The sequence below is a fragment of the Streptomyces apocyni genome, from assembly GCF_009739465.1.
Lineage (GTDB): Bacteria > Actinomycetota > Actinomycetes > Streptomycetales > Streptomycetaceae > Streptomyces > Streptomyces apocyni.
On record NZ_WHOM01000078.1, the window covers coordinates 158,875 to 182,404 of the forward strand.

General features: G+C 70.5%; 20 protein-coding genes and 1 pseudogene. 9 read left to right on the forward strand and 12 right to left on the reverse strand.

What is annotated here, in order from left to right; translation table 11 throughout:
• Positions 1-302 precede the first annotated feature (302 nt).
• Together GCN81_RS29305 and GCN81_RS29310 are read right to left on the reverse strand one after the other, a co-directional pair.
• Positions 303-2,075 (reverse strand): M14 family zinc carboxypeptidase, encoded by a 1,773-nt coding sequence (locus GCN81_RS29305; protein WP_197287832.1) that lies wholly within the window; start codon positions 2,073-2,075, stop codon positions 303-305.
• 315 nt (positions 2,076-2,390) lie between these two features.
• Entirely contained in the window at positions 2,391-3,011 is a 621-nt protein-coding gene (locus GCN81_RS29310; protein WP_197287833.1) for a TetR/AcrR family transcriptional regulator, read from the reverse strand.
• Positions 3,012-3,048: 37 nt separating this feature from the next.
• Between GCN81_RS29310 and GCN81_RS29315 the strand changes: the two genes are divergently transcribed.
• The 3 genes from GCN81_RS29315 (at position 3,049) to GCN81_RS29325 (ending at position 4,687) form a co-directional block, all read left to right on the forward strand.
• Entirely contained in the window at positions 3,049-3,375 is a 327-nt protein-coding gene (locus GCN81_RS29315; protein ID WP_156727573.1) for a rhodanese-like domain-containing protein, read from the forward strand.
• A gap of 124 nt (positions 3,376-3,499) precedes the next feature.
• Positions 3,500-3,838, forward strand: coding sequence for a hypothetical protein (locus GCN81_RS29320; protein WP_231627063.1), 339 nt, complete (start codon positions 3,500-3,502; stop codon positions 3,836-3,838).
• 288 nt (positions 3,839-4,126) lie between these two features.
• Positions 4,127-4,687: an ABC transporter permease gene (locus tag GCN81_RS29325; protein WP_231627064.1), complete on the forward strand. Its 561-nt coding sequence runs from the start codon at positions 4,127-4,129 to the stop codon at positions 4,685-4,687.
• A gap of 215 nt (positions 4,688-4,902) precedes the next feature.
• On the opposite strand, the gene GCN81_RS29330 is transcribed toward GCN81_RS29325, so the two are convergent.
• The 3 genes from GCN81_RS29330 to GCN81_RS29340 all read right to left on the reverse strand — a co-directional run bounded on the left by GCN81_RS29330 (position 4,903) and on the right by GCN81_RS29340 (position 8,778).
• Positions 4,903-5,922, reverse strand: coding sequence for a hemolysin family protein (locus GCN81_RS29330; RefSeq protein WP_156727574.1), 1,020 nt, complete (start codon positions 5,920-5,922; stop codon positions 4,903-4,905).
• Entirely contained in the window at positions 5,919-7,319 is a 1,401-nt protein-coding gene (locus GCN81_RS29335; protein ID WP_156727575.1) for a hemolysin family protein, read from the reverse strand. The genes GCN81_RS29330 and GCN81_RS29335 overlap by 4 nt, the downstream gene beginning before the upstream one ends.
• A gap of 265 nt (positions 7,320-7,584) precedes the next feature.
• Complete coding sequence (locus GCN81_RS29340; protein WP_156727973.1) at positions 7,585-8,778, reverse strand: acyltransferase family protein; 1,194 nt, start codon at positions 8,776-8,778, stop codon at positions 7,585-7,587.
• A 337-nt stretch (positions 8,779-9,115) separates the two neighbouring features.
• Between GCN81_RS29340 and GCN81_RS29345 the strand changes: the two genes are divergently transcribed.
• Both GCN81_RS29345 and GCN81_RS29350 read left to right on the forward strand, forming a co-directional pair.
• Entirely contained in the window at positions 9,116-9,337 is a 222-nt protein-coding gene (locus tag GCN81_RS29345; protein ID WP_156727576.1) for a hypothetical protein, read from the forward strand.
• A gap of 52 nt (positions 9,338-9,389) precedes the next feature.
• A complete protein-coding gene (locus GCN81_RS29350) occupies positions 9,390-10,439 on the forward strand; it encodes a sporulation protein (protein WP_156727577.1) in 1,050 nt (349 codons plus the stop codon).
• Between the two features lie 41 nt (positions 10,440-10,480).
• Here GCN81_RS29350 and GCN81_RS29355 read toward each other — a convergent pair.
• Positions 10,481-10,941 (reverse strand): annotated as a pseudogene (locus tag GCN81_RS29355) (histidine phosphatase family protein); the annotation flags it as partial.
• Positions 10,942-10,962: 21 nt separating this feature from the next.
• On the opposite strand from GCN81_RS29355, the gene GCN81_RS29360 reads away from it, so the two are divergent.
• Positions 10,963-11,136 (forward strand): hypothetical protein, encoded by a 174-nt coding sequence (locus GCN81_RS29360; RefSeq protein ID WP_156727578.1) that lies wholly within the window; start codon positions 10,963-10,965, stop codon positions 11,134-11,136.
• A gap of 126 nt (positions 11,137-11,262) precedes the next feature.
• Here the strand turns inward: GCN81_RS29360 and GCN81_RS29365 are convergent, their stop codons facing one another.
• The 3 genes from GCN81_RS29365 to GCN81_RS29375 form a co-directional block, all read right to left on the reverse strand.
• Positions 11,263-12,045: an alpha/beta fold hydrolase gene (locus tag GCN81_RS29365; protein ID WP_156727974.1), complete on the reverse strand. Its 783-nt coding sequence runs from the start codon at positions 12,043-12,045 to the stop codon at positions 11,263-11,265.
• A gap of 122 nt (positions 12,046-12,167) precedes the next feature.
• Positions 12,168-12,458 (reverse strand): excalibur calcium-binding domain-containing protein, encoded by a 291-nt coding sequence (locus tag GCN81_RS32100; protein WP_197287834.1) that lies wholly within the window; start codon positions 12,456-12,458, stop codon positions 12,168-12,170.
• A gap of 490 nt (positions 12,459-12,948) precedes the next feature.
• Positions 12,949-13,086, reverse strand: a complete 138-nt coding sequence (locus GCN81_RS29375; RefSeq protein WP_156727579.1) for a hypothetical protein — start codon at positions 13,084-13,086, stop codon at positions 12,949-12,951.
• A 408-nt stretch (positions 13,087-13,494) separates the two neighbouring features.
• Here GCN81_RS29375 and GCN81_RS29385 point away from each other — a divergent pair, with 408 nt between their 5' ends.
• Together GCN81_RS29385 and GCN81_RS29390 are read left to right on the forward strand one after the other, a co-directional pair.
• The gene (locus tag GCN81_RS29385; protein WP_156727581.1) at positions 13,495-15,135 is read left to right on the forward strand and encodes a serine/threonine-protein kinase; all 1,641 of its coding nucleotides are present in this window, start codon (positions 13,495-13,497) and stop codon (positions 15,133-15,135) included.
• 40 nt (positions 15,136-15,175) lie between these two features.
• Complete coding sequence (locus tag GCN81_RS29390; protein ID WP_156727582.1) at positions 15,176-18,934, forward strand: protein kinase domain-containing protein; 3,759 nt, start codon at positions 15,176-15,178, stop codon at positions 18,932-18,934.
• An 81-nt stretch (positions 18,935-19,015) separates the two neighbouring features.
• On the opposite strand, the gene GCN81_RS29395 is transcribed toward GCN81_RS29390, so the two are convergent.
• Complete coding sequence (locus tag GCN81_RS29395; RefSeq protein ID WP_156727583.1) at positions 19,016-19,426, reverse strand: Fur family transcriptional regulator; 411 nt, start codon at positions 19,424-19,426, stop codon at positions 19,016-19,018.
• Between the two features lie 308 nt (positions 19,427-19,734).
• Here GCN81_RS29395 and katG point away from each other — a divergent pair, with 308 nt between their 5' ends.
• Positions 19,735-21,963: a catalase/peroxidase HPI gene (gene katG, locus GCN81_RS29400; RefSeq protein ID WP_156727584.1), complete on the forward strand. Its 2,229-nt coding sequence runs from the start codon at positions 19,735-19,737 to the stop codon at positions 21,961-21,963.
• Between the two features lie 68 nt (positions 21,964-22,031).
• Here the strand turns inward: katG and GCN81_RS29405 are convergent, their stop codons facing one another.
• Positions 22,032-22,967 (reverse strand): pyridoxamine 5'-phosphate oxidase family protein, encoded by a 936-nt coding sequence (locus GCN81_RS29405; RefSeq protein WP_156727585.1) that lies wholly within the window; start codon positions 22,965-22,967, stop codon positions 22,032-22,034.
• A gap of 50 nt (positions 22,968-23,017) precedes the next feature.
• On the reverse strand, positions 23,018-23,488 hold the full coding sequence (locus GCN81_RS29410) for a VOC family protein (RefSeq protein WP_156727586.1): 471 nt from the start codon (positions 23,486-23,488) through the stop codon (positions 23,018-23,020).
• Positions 23,489-23,530: the final 42 nt, after the last annotated feature.

Below are 23,530 nucleotides of genomic sequence, written 5' to 3' on the forward strand. Positions count from 1 at the left end.
CACGCCGGGAGGGGAGGTCACTCCCGCGCGACGTCGCTCGATGTTGGGGGCCAGATGGTTGAACATCGGCGATGGGCTGGACGCGGGAGACGTTGACGAGGGCGGTCAGGAAGCCGTCGAGCAGATCTCCGTGTTCATCGCGATCTCCGGTGAAGCGGTGTCGCGGTGGCCAGGGCCTTGGAGTGGGTCGCCGGATCGAAGTGTGCGGAGCCGGTGTTCTGGGCGCGCGTTCGATGGGCTCGGTGAGGGGCGCGGACCGCCCGGGTCCGGCGGGGTGTGCCGGGCCCGGGCGGGTGGCCGGGTTAGAGGGAGAGAGTCCAGGTGTCGAGGGTGCCCGTGTCGTACCGGGCGGTGTCCTGGACGCGGAGCGACCAGGTGCCGTTGCGCGCCTCGCCGGACAGGTCGACCGTGTAGGTCTCGTGGATGTCGTCGGCGCTGTCCCCGCCGCTTGCGCTCTTCAGCGGGTAGACGGTGCCGTCGGGGGCGATCAGGTCGACGGTGAGGTCACCGCGCCAGGTGTGCTCGACGTGGACCTCGACGGTACTGGCGTCCGACGCATTGCCGGTGCAGCCCGAGATCTCGATGCCGCTGGTGACGGCTGAGCCGTTGTCGGGGATGGCGACGTTCGTCCCGTTGGTGGCGCTGCACTCCGAGGGCGGGGGTGTGGTGCCGCCGCCGTAGGGGTTTTCGGCGTGCTCCGCCGCGTAGACCAGCATGGGCTTGACCTGGTTCCAGAACGTGTCCTGGCAGGAGTAGCTGGGGTGGAAGCCTCCACAGGAGCCGCCGGAGGGGCCGACCTCCCAGGTGAAGCTGGGCACGCCGAGGTCGTCGTAGGCCCAGTCGTCGTGGGTGCCGCTGGCGTTGTAGAGGATCTCGCCAGGCTGTCCGTACTGCCAGCCGCCCGCCAGGTTCGCCATGTCCTTGGCCATGGTGCGTAGCGCGGCGTCGTTGCCGGCGTCGATGGAGGAGTTGAATCCCCAGGGGAACAGCACCATGTTGGAGTAGCTGTGCATGGAGACGAACATGCCCTGGGTGTCGGGGTCGGCAGCGGCGTTGTCACCGGCGGGGCGGGTGTCCGGGAACAGGTCACGGTAGAGGGCCTGGAGGGCCCGGGTCTCGGTCTCGGAGTCCGCGGAGGGCCCCTTGTAGACCTTGGAGCACGGGTTGGAGCTGGTACCGGCGCCGCCCCAGTGGCTGCCGTTGTTGCGGTTGAGGTCGATGCCCTCACCGCCGTAGGAGCCCTCGGAGCATCCGCTGCTGTGGGTGTGGTTGGAGTTCTTGCGGTGCCACTGCTGCTGGCTGGGCCCGCCCGTGAAGCCCTGCTGGACCATGTCGACGCCGTCGGGGTTGCCGATCGGCACGACCCAGATCTCCCGGTTGTCCAGGATCTCGGTGGCCGTCGGGTCGGTGCCGTAGCCGTCGGTGAGGTAGTCGATCCAGCGATAGGCCATCTCGCCGGTGCTCAACTCCCGGGCGTGGACCTGGGCCTGGACGAGGAGCCGTGGTTTGGAGGAGTCCGGGTTCAGCTGGCAGTCGCCGGACTGCTTCTTGGTGATGCAGATGGCTTTCAGGTCGTAGCCGTTCGGCCGGCCGGTGGCCTTGCGCCAGGAGTCGCCGACATCGAAGACGGTGGCCAGGCCGGAGTGGTCGGAGGCGACCTGGTCCAGGTGGGCGTACTGGGCGTTCACCGTGCGGTAGCCGCCGTAGTAGGTCTCCTCGGCGACCTTGGCGGTCAGCCGCGGGGCCTGGCCACTGCGCTTGGGCGGCCCCCAGGGGGCTGGGCTCAGCCGCTGCTCGACGGTGGCCTCCAGCCCGGCGGCCTTGAGGTCCTTGGCGGTGCCGGCGTCGCCGAGGACGAACAGGTCGTCGCCGTCGCGGTCTTCGATCAGGTCGAAGCCGGCGAGCCTGCTGTCCGCCGCGTGTGCTCCGTCGTGGACGCGGTAGACGTAGGCGCGTTCGTCCTGAGCCGATGCGGGTCTGTCGGGTGGCGGGGCGGCGGCACCGTAGCCGGTGCCGACTGCCAGCGCGGCCGTCGTGGCGGCCGCGACCAGCCAGAAGGTCATTTTCGTACGCACGTGAACCTCATTCAGTGGGGGTAGCGGTCGGTTACCGCCGTATGACGAGGTGGTGCCTGGCGACTGTAGTCATGGACATGATTAGCAACAGCTGCCGGATCTGTGAATGCGCCTGCGCTTCCGATCCCGGACAATGACCGATTCCGACGCCACCCCATCGGCACGGATGGCGTGAAACGCACTCTTGACGGGGACTTGAGCGCCAATCAGTTTCGGCCGTGCCGAGAACGGCGCGCGCCTGGGGCGAGACGGAACCTCACAGCAGGCAGCGTGCGTGAGCCCCCGCCGCCAGAGCAGGAAACCGGACCGGACCGCTCACATCGCCGACTGGGCGAGGTGGAGCAGGCCGGTACGCATCCGCTGTTCGCCGAGTTCCGGCAGGAGCGCGGCGACGTGGTCGGCCGCCAGCGCGGCGAGCAGGGCGTGGGCGGCATGGTCGGGGTCGGGGTCGGGTGCGGTGGCGAGCAGGATCGCCACGTGACGGTGCCAGAACCGGTAGGCCCCGATCCGGTACCGGGCGCCGGGGGTAGCGGTCTCGGACATCCGGACCAGCGCCAGATGCTCCAGCAGGTAGTCGAAGTAGGCGTTGAGGAACGCGGCCAGGCGCTCGTCGGCGGGAGCCCCCGGGCCCAATGGGGGTGGGCCGTACAGGATCGCTTCCTGCAGCACGCGCTCGCGGGCGTCCAGTAGTGCGACGGCCAGCCCCGACTTGTCGCCGAAGCGGCGGAACAGGGTGCCTTTGCCGACGCCGGCGGCTGCGGCCACCTGATCCATGGAGACCGCCTCGACGCCCTTCTCGGCGAACAGCCTGGCGGCCGCCTCCAGCACCGCGGCCCGGTTGCGGGCCGCGTCCGCGCGCTCCTTGGGCGGCGGCGTCCGCAGCAGTTCCAGGGGCATTGCCGAAACGGACCGCAGTCCGTTACTGTCGTGAGCCATAAGAGGACTGTAGTCCGATTTCCTTGGAGGCAGCAGCATGACCGCACTCATCACCCGCGACGAGCTGGCAGCGGCGATCAAGGCCGAGTCCGTGACCGTCGTCGACGCGCTCGGCGGCGCGTACTACGCCCAGCAACACCTGCCCGGCGCGCTGGCGCTGATCCCGGCCGACGTCGACGCTCAGGCGCCCGCCCTGCTCCCCGACCGCGACGCCGCGATCGTCACGTACTGCTCCAACCCGGCCTGCCCCAACAGCGGACAGGTCGCCGACCGGCTTACCGCCCTCGGCTACACCAACGTCCGCAAGTACCGCGAGGGCATCCAGGACTGGGTCGAGGCCGGACTCCCCACCGAATCCGCCTGACCTCGCCTGGCCTCGCCTGGCCTCGCCTGGCCTCGCCTCAGTGCGAACGCCCAGAGCGGCGCCCCTGAAGCGCCTGTCCGCGCGAGTTCCCGATCAGCCGGAAGCGAGCGGATAGCTGTGCGCGATGGCCGTGCGCGATGGCCAGTCGCCGGTCGGGCAGGTACGCCTGGCCGGTAGCCGCATCGTGGCCGACGGCCCGGCCGATGAACTGTCCCGGCAGGCGTCGGCCGAGGCCACCGTGCGCTGGACGCGGGACGGTCGGCCCTTCGAGCAGGCGACGGCCGAGCCCACCCGGTTCGTCCGTCGGCTGTTCGAGGAGCACGGAGAGGCGATCGACGGTCTTGAGGTGCGCCGGGCAAGCCTGGAGGACACCTATCTGACGATGGTGCGGGAGCTGGAGGAAGCGCCGGGGAGCGTCAGGTACGGGCAGACGGCGCACCCGTTCGAGGAGGGAGCGCGATGAGCCCGGTGTGGTACGCGGCCAGAACGGGGGTGCGGCGCGGCTGGACGGAGCTCCGGCAGACCTTCACCACCGGTCAGGACGTGTTCGGGTACGTGATCTGGACGGCTCTGCTCATCGTGCCGCTGTTCCTGCTCAGGGACGATCCGCTGAAAGGCGCCGGTATCTCGGTCGGTGCGTTCATGCTGCCGAGCATGCTGGGGATGACGCTCGCCTTCACCGGGATGATGACGACGGCGCAGCTGCTGGCGGCCGAGCGCGAGGACGGGACCCTGCTGCGGGGCCAAGGCCGTGCCCCACGGCATGGTCGGCCATCTGATCGGCAAGATCATCATGGTGTCGGGTACGGCTCTCGCCTCCATGGCACTGGCCCTCGCCGCCGGGGTGTTCCTGGTGGACGGTGTGGCCCGGCAGGGCGGCGGAGCGTGGCTGACGCTGGTGTGGGTGGTCCCGCTTGGCCTGCTGGCGACCCTGCCCGTCGGCGCGATCATCGGCTCGCTCGTCGACAGCCCGCGCACCATCGGGCTGTTGATGCTTCCGGTGATGGGGCTCGTCGTGATCTCCGGGATCTACTTCCCGCTGTCGAAGCTGCCCGAGTGGGTCCAGGTCGTCGGGCAGGTCTTCCCCGTGTACTGGCTCGGCCTCGGCCTGCGGTCCGCGCTGCTGCCGCCCGACGCGGTCGCCGCCGAGATCGGCGAGTCCTGGCGGCAGTTGGAGACGGCGGGGGTGCTGGGTGCCTGGGCGGTCGCCGGGCTGCTCCTCGCTCCGTCCGTCCTGCGCAGGATGGCCCGCCGCGAGTCCGGGTCCGCGATGGCGGAGCACCGCTCGAAGGCGATGCAGCGGGTCGGCTAGTAAGCCGGGCTCGTAAACCGGGCTCCTAAACCAGGCTCGCCGAGCTTCAGTTCCTCGTGCCAGCGGTGCACGACGCCGGTGTACGTCTCGACGCCGGGCACCGCCGCGTTGGCGCGGGCGAGCGCGAGGGCCGTGACGGCGAACCATCTGGCCTGGGCAGTCGCTCGGCGGCGTCCGGCCAGGGGCGGGGCGCCGCGGGCGCCCCTCCCTGATCCCTACGCCGCCTGGGGATGCATCAGTCGGGCCAGCAGGTCGTCGAGGGCGACCATGCCGGTGAACCGGCCGGTGTCGTCCCTGACGACGGCGAGCGAGGCACGGCACTCGCGCAGCCGCTCGATGGCCTGGCCGACCGTGTCCTGCCCGGTCAGTTCCGGCACCGGGCGGGCGAGGTCCCGGGCGGTGACCGCCCGGCCCCGGGCGCGGGCGATCAGTGCGTCGCGGGCATGGACGGATCCGACGACCAGCGGGCCGTCGAGCACCAGCAGGCGGCTGCGGTCGTGCTCGGCCGCTGTGGCGAGGATGGCGTCCACGTCGGCCTGGGCCGACACCGAGGTGATCCGCCCGACGGGCGTCTGGAGGTCGCCGACGGGCGTGTGCGGCTCGGTGAGGGAATTGGTGATCAGGTCGGAGTCGGCCTCGCTGATCAGGCCGAGGCGCTCGGACTCCTCGACGAGGTGCGTGAGCTGCTCGCGGTTGTGGACGGACGTGAGCTCGTCGCGCGGGGTGACCCGGCACATCCGCACCAGGGCGTTGCTGACCTTGTTGAGCAGCCAGATGAGCGGACGTACGACCTTGACCACCGCCCGGAAGGGCGGCGAGAGCAGCATCGCCGAGCGCTCGGGGTGGGCGATCGCCCAGGACTTGGGGGCCATCTCGCCGACCACCATGTGCAGGAACACCACCACGGCCATCGCGAAGGCGAAGGCGACGCCGTAGCTCAGCCCGCTGGGCAGTCCCACCTTGTGCAGCAGCGGGTCGAGTTCGTGCGAGATCGCGGGCTTGGAGATCGAGCCGAGGCCCAGGGTGCAGACGGTGATGCCGAGTTGAGCGCCCGCGAGCATGAGCGACAGCTCGCGCATCCCGGCCAGCGCGGCCTTGGCGCCGCGCTGCCCCTCGGACGCCGCCTTCTCCATGCGATGCCGCTTGGCGGCGACGAGAGCGAACTCGGCGGCCACGAAGAAGCCGCTGGCGATCAGCAGGACGACAGTGACGAAGAGCGCCATCGGGAAACTCATGCCAGCTCCTCCTTGCTCGAAGCGCTCCCGTTCGGAGCGCTCTCACTCCCGGCGCTCTCACTCGCGGCGCTCTCACTCGCATCGCTCTGAGCGGCCTGGCGCTCCAGGCGGATCTTCTTGGGTACGTGGCGGTCCAGGCCGCGTACGTCGATGACGGCCTTGCCGCCGTCGGGCAGTTCGACCGTGACGCGGTCGCCGACTGCCGGGAAGCGGCCAAGCTGGTCGACGATCAGGCCCGCGACGGTGTCGTAGTCCTCTTCCTCGGGCAGCTCGATGCCGGTGGCCTCGGCGACCTCGTCCAGGCGGCGTCCGGCGTCCACCAGCCAGCCGTCCCCGTCAGCGACGGCGAGTTCCACGACTGTGTCGCTTTCGTCGGCGATGTCCCCGACCAGTTCCTCGGCGATGTCCTCGTACGTGACGATGCCTGCCACGCCGCCGTGCTCGTCCAGGACGACGGCGAACTCGTCGCCCCGCTCACGCATCTGCGCCACCGCGTCCGGCAGCTCCAGCGTGTCCGGCAGCAGCAGCGGCCGCCGGGCGAGCGTGCCCGCCGTCGTACTGGTCAGGCTCTCGGCGGGCAGCCGCGTCAGCTCGCGGACGCCCAGCACACCGCCGACGTCGTCCGGGTGGTCGCCGAGGACCGGGTAGTTGGAGTGGCCGTGCTCGGCGATCAGTCTGACCGCGTCGGCCGCGCTCGCGCCCTTGCGGACGAAGACGGCGTCGGCGCGCGGCACCATCACCTCGTCCAGGGTGCGCTCGGAGAACTCCAGGGCGTGATCGAGGAGCGCCGCGGTGTCCTTGGGCAGCTCGCCCTGCTCGTGGGACTCGCCGATGAGGTGACCCAGCTCCTCCAGGGTCGCCCCGTGGTGCAGCTCCTCGACCGGTTCGATCCCGATGCGGCGCAGCAGCCTGTTCGCGGTGCTGTCGAAGATCCGTACGACAGGTCCGACGATCTTCAGATACGCGAGGGTGGAGGAGGCCAGGGACTTGGCGAGCCGGTCGGGCACGGCGAGCGCGAGGTTCTTCGGAGCCAGCTCGCCCAGGACCATCTGTACGACGGTGGCGAGGACGAAGGCGAGGACCACGGAGATGCCGCTGACGGCGCCGTCCGGGACACCCATCCCGTTCAGCACGGGCCTGAGCAGCGCGGACACGGACGGCTCGGCGATGAAGCCGACGACCAGACCGGTGACCGTGATGCCGAGCTGGGCGCCCGACAGCATGAAGGACAGCCGCTCAAGGACCTTCAGGGCGCGGGCGGCACGCTTGTCCCCCGCTTCGGCCTCACGGGCCAGGGCGAGGCGGTCCGCGGAGACGTAGGCGAATTCCTGGGCGACGAAATAGCCCGTACCGGCGGTCAGGACGAAGACGGCCAGCAGGCCCAGCACTGCGCTCATCGGCGCGTCATGGGAGAGCTGGCATCCTGGCGCCTGCCGCGATCACCGAGAGCGTCGAGGGCACGAGCATCGAGAGCGCCCAGGATCTGGCGGGGCGCGCGGAGAGGGCGAGGAGGGTGGGGACTGTGCCCCGGAGGGTCCGTCGGTCTGCCGGACAAGTGCTGGCTCCTTGTGAACTGGATCGGTTTCTGTGGAACGAGTCTCATGGCGGGTGAGTTCCTCCGCCACCGAGAGGCCCGTGCAGGTCAGCGCAGGTCAGCGCGGGTCAGCGCCGGGACGTGGCGCGTTCGCGATCCCTGGCGGGGGTGGCGGCGTCGGGTGTGAAGGCCCACTCCATCTTCGGCTCCATCGCGAAGCGGAACGCCCGCCGCACCGGTGGCGTACACAGCAGCGTGATCACCGTTGCGGCGATGAGCGTCACCACGATCTCGCCGAGCGGCTGGTGCACCCAGGCGGCGTCGTACCAGTCCCAGAAGCGGGAGCCCTTGGCCAGGAAGCCGTGTAGCAGGTAGCCGTACAGTGTGCCGGCGCCGAGCGCGGTGAACCACAGTTTACGGCCCGGGACCCAGGCGAAGAAACAGGCGACGAGAACCAGGGAGCAGCCGAACATCCCCAGCGTCATCACACCGCCCGCCCAGCCGGGCGCTGCGAGCTCCTGGGCGCTGTCGCGGCGGTAGAACCAGGCCGTGTTCATCCGCTCGGTCGCCCAGTACGCGAAGACCAGCGCCGCCGCGAAGACCGGGACCGCCAGGACCCGTACTTCCTTGCGGCGCACCAGCTGGAAGTGCTCCGGCTTCAGGCGGAGCCCGAGGACGAAGAAGGGCAAGAACTGCAGCACCCGTTGCAGGTCGAGGTCGTCGCCGATGTCCGGGGACACGGACGCCAGGACGGCGATGGCGACGGCCAGCGACAGCGGCCAGCGCACCATCTTCCACAGCGGGGTGGTCAGCCGCCAGATGAACAGCGCGGCCAGGAACCAGGTCAGGTACCAGGGGTCGAGCAGGCTGATCGGATACGTCGGGTCGTCATCCGCCCACCGTTTGAAGAAGGTGTACGCGACCTCGAAGATCACGTACGGCACCGCGATCCCGGTGACCAGGCGCTTGAGGCGGTCCGGGCTCGCGTCGAAGCTGCGCGAGAAGTAGCCGGAGATGACGATGAACGCCGGCATGTGGAAGGTGTACACGGTGATGTACAGCGCGGCCGCGGCCCGGCTGTCGTCGCGCAGCGGCTCCCACGCGTGCCCCAGCGCCACCAGGACGATCGCGAGGTACTTGGCGTTGTCGAAGAACGCGTCCCGCTGCTTGACCGGCCTGTCGGCACCCGTCGCTCGGTCGGCACCCGCCGCCGACTCGCCCTGGGCTGCCCAGTCCTGAGCCGCCCCGCCACCGGAGTCCGTGTCGGGGGCAGGCCACTGCCGGGGAAGCGGCGGCGCGTGGCGGCGTGTCAGCCGCAGCATGTTGCTCACGATTGCTCCTGTGGGGAACCTCGGCGCGGCCGTCCTCGTCTTACACGGGTTACGGAGTCGCGTCGCAGCAGAACATCCCCAGCACCCTAGCCACACACCTACAGCCCCGTAAAACCCCCCTCCCGGTCATCACAAATGACCGGCAAAGCTTCCAGGTCAAGCCCGCTGGCGGCCTGAATGGCGACGGTTTTCGGACGTTCCCGCGGCAGCTTCTGGAGGAGGGCCTGGACCGGCCCCGGCAGCTCTAAGCTGCTAATCGCCTGGGGAGAAACCGGTCCCTTTCCCCTCCACCTTCACCACCTCACCTCACCTCACCTGGAGCAGACGCATGGCTTCGATCGACCTGGACAAGGTGCTCGACAAGGCGTGGGCGGACAAGAGCCTGCCCGAGATACTGGCGGCTCCGGCCTCGGCCCTGAAAGGGGTGTCCGACCGCGATGGAGAGCTGCTTCAGGAGGCGTTCGGGGTCAAGACTGTGGCCGATCTTGCCGAGTTGAAGTACGTCCGATGGGCCCAGGCACTGGCTGCCCTGGACACGTCAGCGAAGTAACCGAACCAGCCCAGTCACAAGAACCACACGCACGTAAGGGGTGAACGCCACGATGGTGTTCAAACGGCTGCTCGGCTCGCTCGGCGTCGGCGCACCCACGGTCGACACGGTCCTCGACCCGGGTGCGGCCCTGCCCGGCGGCACGCTCTCAGGGCAGGTCCGCCTCAAGGGCGGCAGTGCCGACTTCGACATCGAGCACATCACCTTGGAGCTGGTCGCCCGGGTCGAGGTCGAGCACGAGGACGGGGAGGGCGAAGGCGCCGTCGCCTTCGAGCGGTTCGTCGTCGGCGGCGGGTTCCGGCTCGCCGAAGGCGAGGAGCGCGGCATCCCGTTCGGTGTGACGCTGCCGTGGGAGACCCCGGTCACCGAGCTGTACGGCCAGGGCCTCGGCGTCGTCCTCGGCGTGCGCACCGAGCTGTCGGTGGCGGGCGCCAAGGACAAGGGCGACCTCGACCCGCTCACCGTGCGTCCCCTGCCGGTGCAGGAGGCGATCCTGGAGGCCCTGGGCCAGCTCGGCTTCGGCTTCACGTCCGCCGACCTCGAGTACGGCCGTATCGGCGGCACCGGCCAGCAGCTCCCCTTCTACCAGGAGATCGAGCTCGCCCCGGCCCCGCAGTACGCCCACGCGGTGAACGAGATCGAGGTGTCCTTCCTCGCCCACCCCGGCGGCATGGAGGTGGTTCTGGAGGCCGACAAGCGCGGCGGATTCCTCTCCTCCGGCCACGACGCGGTCACCCGATTCACGGTCACCCATGAGGAGGCGGGGCGCCCGGACTGGTACGCGGTGGTCGAGGGCTGGGTCCAGGCTCTGGTCGAGCACCGCGCGTCGGACGGCTCGTACGGCTCGTATGGCTCGTATGGCTCGCACGACGCGTACGGCCATGGCGGTCCCTACGCCGCGGGGCACGACCACCACGGGCACCACGACCACCACGGGCACGAGGGCCACCACCGCTCTGGCCCCGGTATGGGCACCGTGGTCGCCGCGGGCGCGGCCGGGCTCGCCGTCGGTGTCGTCGGCGGCATGGTCGCTGGCGAAGTAGTCGACGAGGTCGGCGACTACTTCGAGGGAGACGAAGGGGACGAAGGGGATGAAGAGTAAGCAACGGGCCGCCACGAACCCCCCGCTCTGTGACTGAGCCCTCAGTTCAGGTGGTGGGTGTCGTTGAGGGTCCGCACCGTGGCGGTGCCGTCCTCGTCGTACGTCACCGTCGACAGGGAGGCCGCCCCGGCCTCCATGCGGAATAACGTGTGCGGTGGGGCCTGGAGGGCGAGGCGGAGCACGCCTCCAGGTCGTCCGGGTAGCGTGCGCGGATTTCGGCGAAGGTCAGACCATCCCAGGCGCCGAAGTCCGCTTCCCGCAGGTCCCGGTCGATCTGGACGCTCAGGCCGAGGCGTGCGGCCACGGCCTGAGCGGTCTCCCGGCAGCGACGCATCGGTGACGTGACGACCGCCTCGATGTCGCCGCGGTGGGCGACGGCGTCCGCTGCCGCCTGGGCTTGGCGGCGTCCGACCGGCGAGAGGCCCGGGTTGGAGCCGCCGCTGCCGGAGAGCCGCCGCCCAGGCGTGAGCAGGGTCTCGCCGTGCCGCAGCAGAACGAGCGTCGTCACGTCGCTCCTCACTTCGTGGTCGTCGCGAAGTGGTCCCGTACGGCGTCGGTCTGCTTCTCCATGACGTCGATGATGGCCTCAACCACCTTCAGGTCCGCGTCGTCGGCGATCTCCAGGATCCGGGACCACTCGAAGAAGCTGCGGGCCGGGTCGTTGGTGGTGGGGCGTACCCGGATGGTGGCCTCGTAGCTCTGGACTCCGCTGGTGGGGGCAATGGCCCGGTAGGACTGGGCGTGACCTTGGAGGCTCTGGTAGGGCAGGGACTCCCACAGGGCGTCGGCGAGTGCCGGGTTGCGGTCGTCAAGGTCGGCGGGCTCAGGAGTGGGCGTGACAGAAGGCGCGCACGGCGCGGTTGAACTCCTCGGGCCGTTCCAGGTTGCTGAGGTGTCCCGCGCCCGGGATCACGACCAACTCGGCGTGCGGGATCGCGTCCTGGAACTGCCGTGCGACGGCCAGTGGCGAGCGCACATCCTGTTCGCCCCAGAGCAACAGGGTGGGCACCGACACAGTGGGCAGCAGATCCCGCTGATCGGTCTCGGCCATCAGCGCCAGCTGCTTCCGCATGGCCTCCGGGCGTACGACGGCCGCCATCGCGTCCAGTAGCGGTACGTACGCCGCGGGCGGCTCGCCAGCGAACAGTCCGGGCAGGGTCGGATCGAACTCACCGCGCGGCGCGTCCAGCATCTGGCGCGCGCCCTCGACCCGGGCTCGTACCTCCTCCGGGGGCAGGGAGCCCTTCCAGCCCGCGTAGGAGTCAGCGAGAATCAACGTCCGTACCAAGTCCGGATGCCGACGGTAGAACTCCAGGGCGAGGGTGCCGCCCCACGAGAGACCGGCGATGTGCGCCGGACCAAGTCGCAGCGAGTCCACGACCTCGGCGAGACAGCGCGCGTAGTCCACGAGGCCGAACGACTCGGGGACATCGGCGGAACGGCCCGCTCCTGGCTCATCCCAGGCCACGGCCGTGAACTCATCTGACAGCACGTCACATTGCGTCCGCCAGACGCGGGCGTCCTCCCCCGCGCCGTGCAGGAACACCACGGGCGGCCCCTCGCCAACCCGGTCGTAGACGATCTCCAGACCGTTGACTCGCACCATCGCCACGACTCCAGGCTAGGTCCGCCCACCGCCGCTGTCGCGGTGGCAGCGGGCACACCGGCCCGGGCAGGCGGGCTCCCAGGGAGGGCCGGGTAGCCGCACTGGTTGGTTGCGGCGCGCTCTCAATTCCCTTCGCAGCCGATGCCGTCACCATCGGCGTCGAGGTTGTGAGGGTCGCCGCCGCTGACATCGACGGGGCCGGGCAGGTCCGAGCAGTCGACGTCGGGAACGCCTGCGGGCGGTCCCGGTGGGTAGCTCTGGCGGGGCTCCGGCGCCGGGCTGTCCACACGTCGAATATCGGCGTCGACTATGACCCCACTCTCGACCGTGTATGTGCCGGCGAAGGAGTGCACGGTCCCGTCTGTTTGCAAGGCGTCGAGCGTGACCATCACGACGCTGCCGCGGACATCCACGATCTGGACGGTGTCATGGACGGTATCGGCGAATCCTGCCGCGAAGGACGCGTAGGAGCGCTCAAGGTTCTTTCCTCCCAGGTCCCACGCCCGACGGTAGTCACCTGCGTTGATCGCCGCGAAATACCTCTCGACGGTGGTGGCGGCATCAGCGGTAGGTGCGGGCGGCGGCTTGGGCGTCGGGGACGTCCTGGGTGTCGCGGGCTCCGCAGGCTCCGCAGGCTTCGTGGGCGCCTTCGGTGTGGTGGGAGCGGGCGTCGGCTCGACAGTGAAGGTTTCGGTACTGGTGACGGTCGGACCCGGCCTGTTCGGCCCCGGCTCACCGGAACCGCCACAAGCGGCGGCTCCCCCCCCAGCGCCATGGCTCCCGCTAGGAGAACAACAGCAGCCTTGGAGAGAACCTGCATCATCGGGCATCACCTCGCCGATTTCCCCCTCACTCAAGTGTGCGACGCAGCGAGACTGGCGAACAAACGCCTCCGGTGACGTCTCAGCCGACGAACGTGGAGTGGCTGGGGGTGAGGTTCAGGTAGCCGGCGCCGGTGCTGAAGCGGCGCATCGCGGAGGCGAAGACGCGCCCGGCCGTGATCGTCTGCTCGTCGTCGGACGGGTCCGCCAGGACTGCCATGCCCAGGACCGGTCGGCCGCGCAGTTCTCGGGTGCGGCGTCGGCGCAGTCCCGCCAGCCGCGCAGCACCTCGGCGCCACGTTGCATCGGGAACATCGCCAGCCCCGCGAGGACCGTCGGGCCGAGGGACGCAGCCGGAACTCGAACTCGGTGACGTACGGCCTGGCGGGAATGAGGGAACGAGTGGCCCTGCTGTCAGCAGCGCGACCGCCAAGACCTATGTGACCCGGCTGCTCGCCAAGGTGGACTCCCGTGACCGCGTACAACTGGTGATCATCGCCTACGAGGCGGGCCTGGTGTCCCCTCGTCTGCACCCGCCCGCTTAGGCTGTTTCCCCTGGTCACCTCATCAGTTGAGCACGGATTCAAGGGTGCGGGGGGGTGCAGGGGATTCAGGGGGAGACGGGGCGATGAACCACGCGACTGAGGTGTTCCAGCCACTGCAGGCGGACGATCCGCCGCAGGTGGCTGGCTACCGCCTCGCCGCCAGGGTTGGCGCGGGTGGCATGGGCCGGGTCTACCTGTCGCACACGCAGGGCGGCCGACCGGTCGCGATCAAGGTGGTACGGGCGGAGCTGGCCGACGACCCGGACTTCCGGCGGCGGTTCCGCCGTGAGGTGGAGGCGGCCCGGCGGGTCCGGGGCGCGTACACCGCCGAGTTGATCGACGCCGACGCGGATGGCGTACCGCCCTGGCTGACCACGCTGTACGTACCCGGGCCATCCCTGGCGGAGGCCGTCGCCCGGCGCGGGCCCCTGCCGGTGCCCGCCGTGCTGTGGCTGATGGCGGGCGTGGCCGAGGCGCTACAGGCGATCCATGGCGCGGGCATCGTGCACCGTGACCTGAAGCCGTCGAACGTCCTGCTGGCCGCCGACGGGCCGCGGGTCATCGACTTCGGTATCGCCCTGGCCTCTGACGTCACCTCACACACCGCCACGGGCGCTGCCGTCGGCACGCCGTCGTTCATGGCTCCGGAACAGGCGTCCGCGGGTGAGATCACCGCGGCGACCGACGTCTTCGCGCTGGGCCAGACGGCGGCGTTCGCGGCGCTGGGCAAGCCGCTGTACGGGGACGGCTCCGCGGTCGGCGTGCTGTACCGGATCGTGCACTCCACACCTGACCTGTCCCCGCTGGCCGCCGAGCTCCGCCCGCTGATCGCCCGATGCCTGGCCTCCGATCCAGCGGAGCGGGCCACCCTGGCGGAGGTCGTCGAGTGGTGCCGTCAGCGACTGGGGCGGGACGCCGACGCGGGTGCGGGCCCGGCCGTTTGGAGGGAGGTGGCTGGACCTGAGGTGACTGTCCCGCCTCCGGTCCCCGACCCGATCCCGGTCCACACGCTGCCGTTGGTCGCACGGCCGCGGCCCGAAGCGCCCGAAGCGCCCGAAGCGCGGCGCAAGCGAAGACGGCGTACCGCACTGGTCACGGGCGCGGTCGTGACCGCGGCGACGCTGCTCCTGACCGGCCTGACGTGGAGCGTGATGGACGCGGCGAGCCGACTCCGCGACTGGAGTACGGCCAGGACATCGACGCCTGACCCGACAACGTCCACGCGGCCGTCGGCACCGTCATCGTCATCCGCCCCGGCCTCGGGGACCGAAGGTCAGGCACAGGGGACCCCGAAGACGTCCGGGCCGTCCGCTTCCGGACCCACGGCACCCACGGCACCCGCGGCTCCGCAACCCGTCCCCTACCCCCTCGTGTGGCTGGACGAGAAGAACTCGATCAACGTCAAGGAACCGATCCGACGCGAAGACCACAAGGGAGACATCCGCTTCGCCTGCACGGACAAAGGCTGTGCGCTGGAGAGCGACACTAGCGTGATCACCATGCTGTACGGCAAGCCGGGGGCGTCCCTCGACGGGTGCCGTATCGCCCTCAAGGGCGCCGACAGCCGCCGCCTCCCGCTGGCCGCCGCGGCGGCCGGCAGTGAGATCTGCGTCAAGCACCCGTCCGGCGACATCGCGCTGCTCGTGGTCCAAGTGAAGTCGACCGCGCTACCGGACAGCGGGGTCAGCTTTGTGTACGCGGACATGACGGTGTGGCGGGCATAGGATCTTGCGGACGGCGGGTTCGAACCGGGGGGCGTGATACGTGAGTTCGGTGCTGACGGCTGACGATCCGGAACGGATAGCGGGATACTGGCTCGCGGCTCGGCTCGGGGCCGGTGGGCAGGGTGTGGTCTACGAGGCGTACGACGCGTCCGGTGACCGATACGCGCTCAAGACGCTGCACCGGGGCACCGACCCCGCGGACACGTTCCTCCGGGAACGGTTCGCGCGGGAGGCCGAGGCGGCGCGGCGGGTGGCGGCGTTCTGCACCGCGCGCATCCTCGACTCCGGCGTCGACGGGGATGTTGCCTATCTGGTCAGCGAGTACGTTCCCGGGCCGACCCTGTCCTCCCGGCTGCGGGCTCAGGGGCCGCTGGAGCCCGGCGCCGTACTGCGGCTGGCGACCGGCGTGGCGACCGCGCTGGCCGCCGTCCACCAGGCGGACGTCGTACACCGTGACCTGAAGCCGTCGAACGTCCTGCTGGGGCCGGACGGGCCCCGGATCATCGACTTCGGCATCGCCCGCGCCTCCGGCATGTCGCTGACCGAGACCGGCGCGATTATGGGGACCTTCGGCTATATGGCACCGGAGGTACTGTCCGGGCAGCGGGCCACCGAGGCATCGGACATATTCGCCTGGGCGGCGGTCGTCCTGTACGCGGCGACCGGCACCGAGCCCTTCCGTGGGGAGAACATCGGCGAGGTGGCCCATCGCACCGCCTCGGTCGACCCGGATCTCAGTGCGCTTCCCGCGCGGGTACGGCCCCTCATGGCCGCCGCTCTGGCCAAGGACCCGCGGCATCGGCCGACGGCGGGCGATCTGCTACTGGGGCTGCTGGGCGCTCCCGTACAGGCCGCCGACCCTCGCACCGCGCTGATGAAGGCGGGCGCGCGCAAGGCGGCGGAACCGGACCCGGACCCGGACCCGGAGTCGGGGTCCGGCCCCGACGCGGACCCGGACGGCGCGACACCGGGCCACCCGCCCACCGTCGTCGAGCCACCCCTCGGCGAGCGCGCCGAGACCGCGTTCGCGGCGCTCACCCCAGCGGCCCAACTGGCCGCCCACGAGCTCCTGCTCCGGCTCACCGTGCCCGGCTCCGCGGCCGACGGTTCGCAGGACTCCGTCCGTACCGCCTCACCCGCCGAGGTGTTCGCCGGGCGGCCCGACAGCGAGACGGCGGCCCTCACCGAAGCCGCCACGTCGCTCACGGCGGCCGGGGTCCTGATCACCGACGCCGACGGCTCGCTCCGGCCGGTCAGCGCGGCCCTCGTACCCGCCTGGCGGCGGCTGCGCGCCTGGGTCGACGCCGACCGCACCGGCATCACGCGCCTCCAGCGGATCAGCGCCGCCGCCCGGCTGTGGGAGGCGCACGGCGAACGGGCCGAGGACCTGCCGCGCGGCACCGAGCTGCGTACGGGCCTGGAGTGGCTGCCCACGGCTCCGTACCACCTGCGGCCGAGCCCGCTGGAGCTGCGGTTCCTCACGGCGGGCCGCACGGCGGCCGCCCGCAGCACGCGCAGACGCCGTCAGCTGCTGGCGGGCCTCGCCGGTGTGACGGTGCTCGCGCTGCTCGCGGGCGGCGTGGCCTGGACCCAGAACCAGGCGGCCGAGCTGCGCCGTTCCCAGGCGACGGCCCGCGCCGTCGCACAGGCGGCGACGGCTCTGCCCGGTACGGAGCCGGAGACGGCGATGCTGCTCGGACTCGCCGCGTGGCGGATCGCCGAGGTCCCGGAAGCGCGGGCTGCGCTCACCGCGGCGGCGGTCCAGCCGGAGCGCGCGGTGCTCGACCTGCCCCCGTACAGCGGCGACCAGAACGGCGGCGAGCAGGACGACGGCATCCTCACCCCGGACGGGCGCCGTCTGATCACGCACTCGGCACGGGGAGTGCACACCTGGGACCTGACCAAGGGACGCGGGGGTTTGAAGAAGCCGCTGGCGGCACTGTCGCCCGACGACTTCGACCTGGGCGACAGCCGCCGCGTCTTCAGCCCGGACGGTCAGCTCGTACTCCTGAAGGGCAAGGACCAGACCTTCCGCCTCATCAACACCAAGGACGGCACCCCGGCCGCGCCCCCGATCGACGCGCCCGGCCACACCTGGGGATCGAGCATCTCGAACCGCGGTCACCTAGTGCTGACCAAGACCGAGACCAAGAACAGGGTGAGCACCGTGTTCGACCGCTCGGGGCGCGAACTCGACTCCCTGCCCTCGCAGTCCTTCATGCGGCAGTACGCGCTGTCGTCTGACGGCACGTACCTCGCCCAGTGCGTCGGCGACCGGCTGGTCGTCGGAGCCGTACGGCCCGCGAAGGAACCAGCGCGGCCCGTCGTCGACGACACCGGCGTCAGCGACCGCCTCAGCGAGTGCCAGTTCCAGTTCAGCCCGGACGGTACGCACCTGGCCGTCGACGCCCGCCCCATGTCCAAAGACAGCACGGTCACCCATGTCTACGACCTGGCCCGCGGCAAGAAGGTGGCGTACCTGGAGCACGGAGGTTCCGCCCTCCGGTTCAGCTCGGGCGGCCGGTTCCTCGTCGGCTGGTCCGCCGGCCGTGACGTGGTCGAGGTCTGGGATCGCGCCGGTGCCAGGAAGCCGCTCTTCGAAGTGGCCGTCCCCACCGACAAGGGCCAGCAGGACCGCACCGGTGCCGCACGCGTCAGCCTGGACGAGGACGGCGAAGTCCTCCGGTACGTGGCGGACGGCACCGGGCAGTTCTACGAGATCGACCTCGCGGGCGCCCTCACCCGCAGGGCGACCGACCCCGCGACCGCCGCGATCTCGCCCAACGGGGACTTCGGGGTCGTCCGCGACGAGATCACCGAGACACGGAAGTACCCACGCCTCCAGCCGGTCGACCTGCGCGCCGACACCGACAAGCCCGTAGGCCCCTCGGTCACCCAACGCACCATCGACGGGGCGGACATGGGCACGGACCGCTACAGCGCCATCGACAACGCGGGCCGGATACTGGCGTATTCACACAGCGAGGGTGTGACGCGCGGGCCGGAGCAACAGGTCCGCAAGGTCGTGGTGCGCGACCTCAAGAGCGGCAAGGACGTCCACGAGGTCCCCGTACGCGGCGGCTACCACGTCCGCCATCTCGGCGTCTCCCCGGACGGCCGCCAGCTGTCAATAACCACGGCGGAGTCCCTGCCGACCGACGGTCCTGACTGCTACGTCGAGATCTGGGACCTCCGGCAGCGCGAGAAGGTCCGGCAACTCGACGGCAACTGCGGCAGCGGCGTGTTCAGCCAGGACAGCCGACGTCTGCTGACCACCACGGGCGTGGAGGTCGACCTGGACACCGGCACCGTACGCAAGGACCTGTTCGGCCCGGGGCCCAACGCCGACCTGGCCTTTTCTCCCGACGGCCGGTTCGTCGCGGTCCTCAAGGCGTCCGGCTGGGTGGAGCTCTGGGACGGTGCGGTGCGCGAGCGCGCGGCGCTGATGCCCAGCGGCCTGGTGCCGGGAGCGGCACGCTTCGGCGAGCGGCTGGGGGCGATGACGTTCTCCGACGACGGGAGCCTGCTCGCCGTGGTCGTGAACGACGACTCCGTCCAACTCTGGGACACGGCGGCCCGGTTGCCTCTCGGGGAGCCCGTGGCCTTCACCGGGCACCGGCTCGACGCGTTGTCCTTCGACGGCAGGACCCTGCGGACCGTCACCAGCGGGCGGGTCCACACCCTCGACCTCTCGACGGAGCGACTCGCGGCGGCCGTATGTCGACGGGCTGGTCGCGACATCACCCCGCGGGAGTGGCGCACGTATATCCCCGACGCGCCCTACCGCAGCTTGTGTTGAGGCCGCCCGGACCTCACGGCAAGGCACAGCCGGTCACGGCCCGGCACGGCCCGGCACGGTTCGCCAGCCCGGCACGGTTCGCTAGGCGCAGTCGGGGCACAGCCCGCGGTAGGTGACTTCGGCCTCGGTGAGGGTGAAGCCGAACTGTTCCGCTGGTGGGAGGTCGGCCAGTGGGTCGCCGGTCGGGTGGACGTCGCGGACCGTGCCGCAGCGGGAGCACACCAGGTGCTGGTGCGGGTGGTGTGCGTTGGGGTCGTAGCGCTTGGCGCGGCCGATCGTGGAGACCTCGGCGATCTCGCCGAGTGCGGCCAGCTCGCCCAGGGTGTTGTAGACGGTCGCCCGGGAGATCTCGGGCAGCCGCTCGGCCGCGCGGGCGTGCACCTCGTCTGCCGTGAGATGTACATGGTCGCCGTCGAGGACCTCCGCGACGACCCGGCGCTGCGACGTCATCCGCCAGCCACGGCCGCGCAGGCGGTGCAGGAGGTCACTCATATCGGTTCACCTGGTCACGTTCCGTTCCGCTCGATGGCATGCCGCAGCGCGCCAGAAGTTCACCTGTCGATGTTTCGCGTACTTCTTGACTTGGACTGTGTCCATCGTAGGATCAGTTCCTGTAGTAGCCAAGGGACAGGAAGACTCCAGCAGGGCAGGAAACAGAACCGTGACGAGCGACGTCGCGGTGATCGCCTCGCATGGACAGGCTGCGAGCCCCTGCCTGCCCCGGCTGTTCCACACCCCCCAGTACCGGGGCACCGTCCAGTACCGGGGCACCGTGATCCGCTTAGTCCGGAAGGATTCCCATGGCTGAGAACCATGACGCGATCGTCACCGACGCCAAGACGGAGGGCGCCGAAGGCTGCCCCGTCGCGCACGGGCGCGCCGCGCACCCGACGCAGGGCGGCGGAAACCGCCAGTGGTGGCCGGATCGCCTCAACGTGAAGATCCTCGCCAAGAACCCCGCCGTGGCCAACCCTCTCGGCGAGGAGTTCGACTACGCCGAGGCGTTCAAAGCCCTCGACCTCCCGGCCGTGAAGCAGGACATCGCGGAGGTACTGACCACCTCGCAGGACTGGTGGCCCGCCGACTTCGGCCACTACGGCCCGTTCATGATCCGCATGGCCTGGCACAGCGCGGGCACCTACCGGATCAGCGACGGCCGCGGCGGCGCCGGAGCCGGCCAGCAGCGCTTCGCGCCCCTCAACAGCTGGCCGGACAACGGCAACCTCGACAAGGCCCGCCGCCTGCTGTGGCCGGTCAAGAAGAAGTACGGCCAGTCGCTGTCCTGGGCCGACCTGATGATCCTCGCCGGAAACGTCGCCCTGGAGTCGATGGGCTTCGAGACCTTCGGCTTCGCCGGCGGGCGCGCGGACGTCTGGGAGCCCGACGAGGACGTCTACTGGGGCCCCGAGACCACCTGGCTCGGCGACGAGCGCTACACCGGCGACCGCGAGCTGGAGAACCCGCTCGGCGCGGTCCAGATGGGCCTCATCTACGTCAACCCGGAGGGCCCGAACGGCACCCCGGACCCGCTCGCCGCGGCCCGCGACATTCGCGAGACCTTCCGCCGGATGGCGATGAACGACGAGGAGACCGTCGCCCTGATCGCGGGCGGCCACACCTTCGGCAAGACCCACGGCGCGGGCCCCGCGGAGAGCGTCGGCGCCGACCCCGAGGCGGCCTCCATGGAGGAGCAGGGCCTCGGCTGGAAGAACAGCTACGGCACCGGCAAGGGCGCGGACGCCATCACCTCCGGCCTGGAGGTCACCTGGACCACCACGCCCACCCAGTGGAGCAACAACTTCTTCCAGAACCTCTTCGGCTACGAGTGGGAGCTGACCCAGAGCCCGGCCGGCGCCCACCAGTGGAAGCCGAAGGACGGCGCGGGCGAGGGCACGGTGCCGCACGCCCACGACGCATCGAAGAAGATCGCTCCGTCGATGCTCACCACGGACCTGTCGCTGCGCTTCGACCCGGTCTACGGGCCGATCTCGCGCCGCTTCTACGAGAACCCCGACCAGTTCGCGGACGCCTTCGCCCGCGCCTGGTACAAGCTGACCCACCGTGACCTGGGCCCGAAGTCACTGTTCCTCGGCCCGGAGGTCCCGGCCGAGACGCTGTCGTGGCAGGACCCGCTGCCGCAGGCCGAGGGCGAGACCATCGACGCCACGGACATCGCGGCGCTCAAGGCCAAGCTGCTCGACTCCGGCCTGACCGTCTCGCAGCTGGTCTCCACCGCGTGGGCGTCGGCCTCGACGTTCCGCGGCAGCGACAAGCGCGGCGGCGCCAACGGCGCGCGTATCCGCCTGGAGCCGCAGCGCGGCTGGGACGTCAACGACCCCGCGCAGCTCGCGACGGTGCTGCGCACCCTGGAGAGCATCCAGCGGGAGTTCAACGCGGGCTCCGGTGCCAAGAAGGTGTCGTTGGCCGACCTGATCGTGCTCGGCGGCGGCGCGGCCGTGGAGAAGGCCGCCAAGGACGCCGGTCACGACATTGAGGTGCCCTTCACGCCGGGTCGCGTCGACGCGACCGATGAGCACACCGACGTGGAGTCCTTCGCGGCGCTCGAGCCGTCCGCCGACGGGTTCCGCAACTACCTCGGGAAGGGCAACCGGCTGCCGGCCGAGTACCTGCTGCTCGACCGGGCGAACCTGCTGACCCTGAGCGCTCCGGAGATGACAGTCCTGGTGGGCGGCCTGCGCGTACTGGGCGCGAACCACCAGCAGTCGGCACTCGGCGCCTTCACCCAGGCTCCCGGGACGCTGACCAACGACTTCTTCGTCAACCTGCTCGACCTGGGTACGACGTGGAAGTCGACGTCGGAGGACCAGAACACCTTCGAGGGCCGCGACGCCGCCACGGGCGAGGTCACCTGGACCGGCACCCGTGCCGACCTGGTCTTCGGATCGAACTCCGAGCTGCGCGCGCTCGCCGAGGTCTACGCGAGCGACGACGCGAAGGGGAAGTTCGTGACGGACTTCGTCGCGGCGTGGGACAAGGTCATGAACCTCGACCGGTTCGACGTGGCCTGACCCTTTCGATCTCGCCTGATCATGATGCCCAGGTCGGCCGATACCGGCTGACCTGGGCATCTTCGCGTCTAGGCGTTCACGGGTGGGTTGAAGCGCGAGTACTCGGGTGCGGCCCAGCGCAGCGGCGAGGCGTGCGGGATCTCCACGACGTGGTCGACGGCGAACTCGACGAAGCGCTCCGCGCCGGGTACGGCGGCCGCGTGGTCGGCGTCCCAGTCGATGGCCGCGGTGCCGGTGAGCTGGAGGGTGGTGCCGGTGGTCCAGTCGGGCAGCAGCAGGCCAGCCCGGGGATTGACCTCGATGTTGCCGAGCGTGTTGAACATCGCGTTGCCGACGTAGTCGGGCCAGCGGAGCCGGGTGGGGCTGAGGAGCTCGACGAAGCCTGGGTTGCCGCCGCGGTGGGAGGCGTCGGCGTTGCCGTCGCGGTCGGCGGTGGCGACGAAGAACGTGTCCGTCTGGGTGATGAAGCGCTGCTGGTCGGCGGTGAGTTCGGCGCTGTGCTGGGGGGCCGCGGGCTGGGTGGGCTCGATGGACTCGGTGGGCTCGATGGCGTACTCCCGCTTCTGGATGTACTTCGGGCAGTTGGCGTAGACCTGGTCCAGGTCGACGTCCCAGCCGTGGGGCCGTCGGCGGGCGATGCCGTTCATCCGCATACGGCGCCGGGCGGCGGGATCAATGGCGATCATGCCGAGACGGGCGGGGCTGATGGGGCTGACGGGGCTGGTGAGCGTCTCGTACAGGGGGTCGCCGGGTGACGGGGCCGCGTCGATGGAGAGCGAGTCGGGCCCGGTGGCGGTGAGGAAGCCCGGGGCGCCGGTCAGCAGGGAGGCCCAGATGTCCCCGCGCGCGTCGGTGGCGCCGATGACGAGCATGGGCTGTCGGGCCAGGAAGTCGGCGGCGACGCGGGGCATTTCGGCTCTGATGGCCGCCGACGTGTGGGCGGCCTGCTCGGACACGCCAGCTCGCCGCTGCACGCTGAGCTCACCGCTGTGGTAGACGGCCATGTCCGGCTCCTTTCGGGGTGGTTGAGGGGCGGGCTACCGGAGGGCCGTCCTTAGAAGAAGCCGCAGGTCGGGGCGGCGCCGCTCGGCGCGGGCGCTTCCTCGGCTCCGGTGGGGGCGTAGATCTCCAGGCGGATGCCGTCCGGGTCGGCGAAGTAGATGCCGCCCGACCCGGCGCCTTCGCCGTGCGCGACAACGCCCTCGTAGGCGAAGTCCGCGCCGCGTTCCCGCAGTACGGCCTCGACGGCCCGCACGTCGTCCTGCGAGTCCACCTGGAACGACAGGTGGTGCAGGCCCGCGGTCGCGGTGGAGAAGGAGCTGTCGCTCTGCCGCCAGAGGGTGATCACCAGCTTGCCGTCGCGGGCGAGGAAGGCCCAGCGCTGGTGGTCGTCCTTGCCTTCGGCGGCGATGTCGAACCCGAAGACCTCGCGGTAGAAGGGCAGCGACTTCTCGATGTCGGTGACATTCAGGCCGACGTGGCCGGTCTGCAGGGACGTGGCGGCGAGGGTCTGAGACTGCGTCATCGGAATGCCTCCGTCTTACGGAGCCGGGCACCTCCCGGCCTA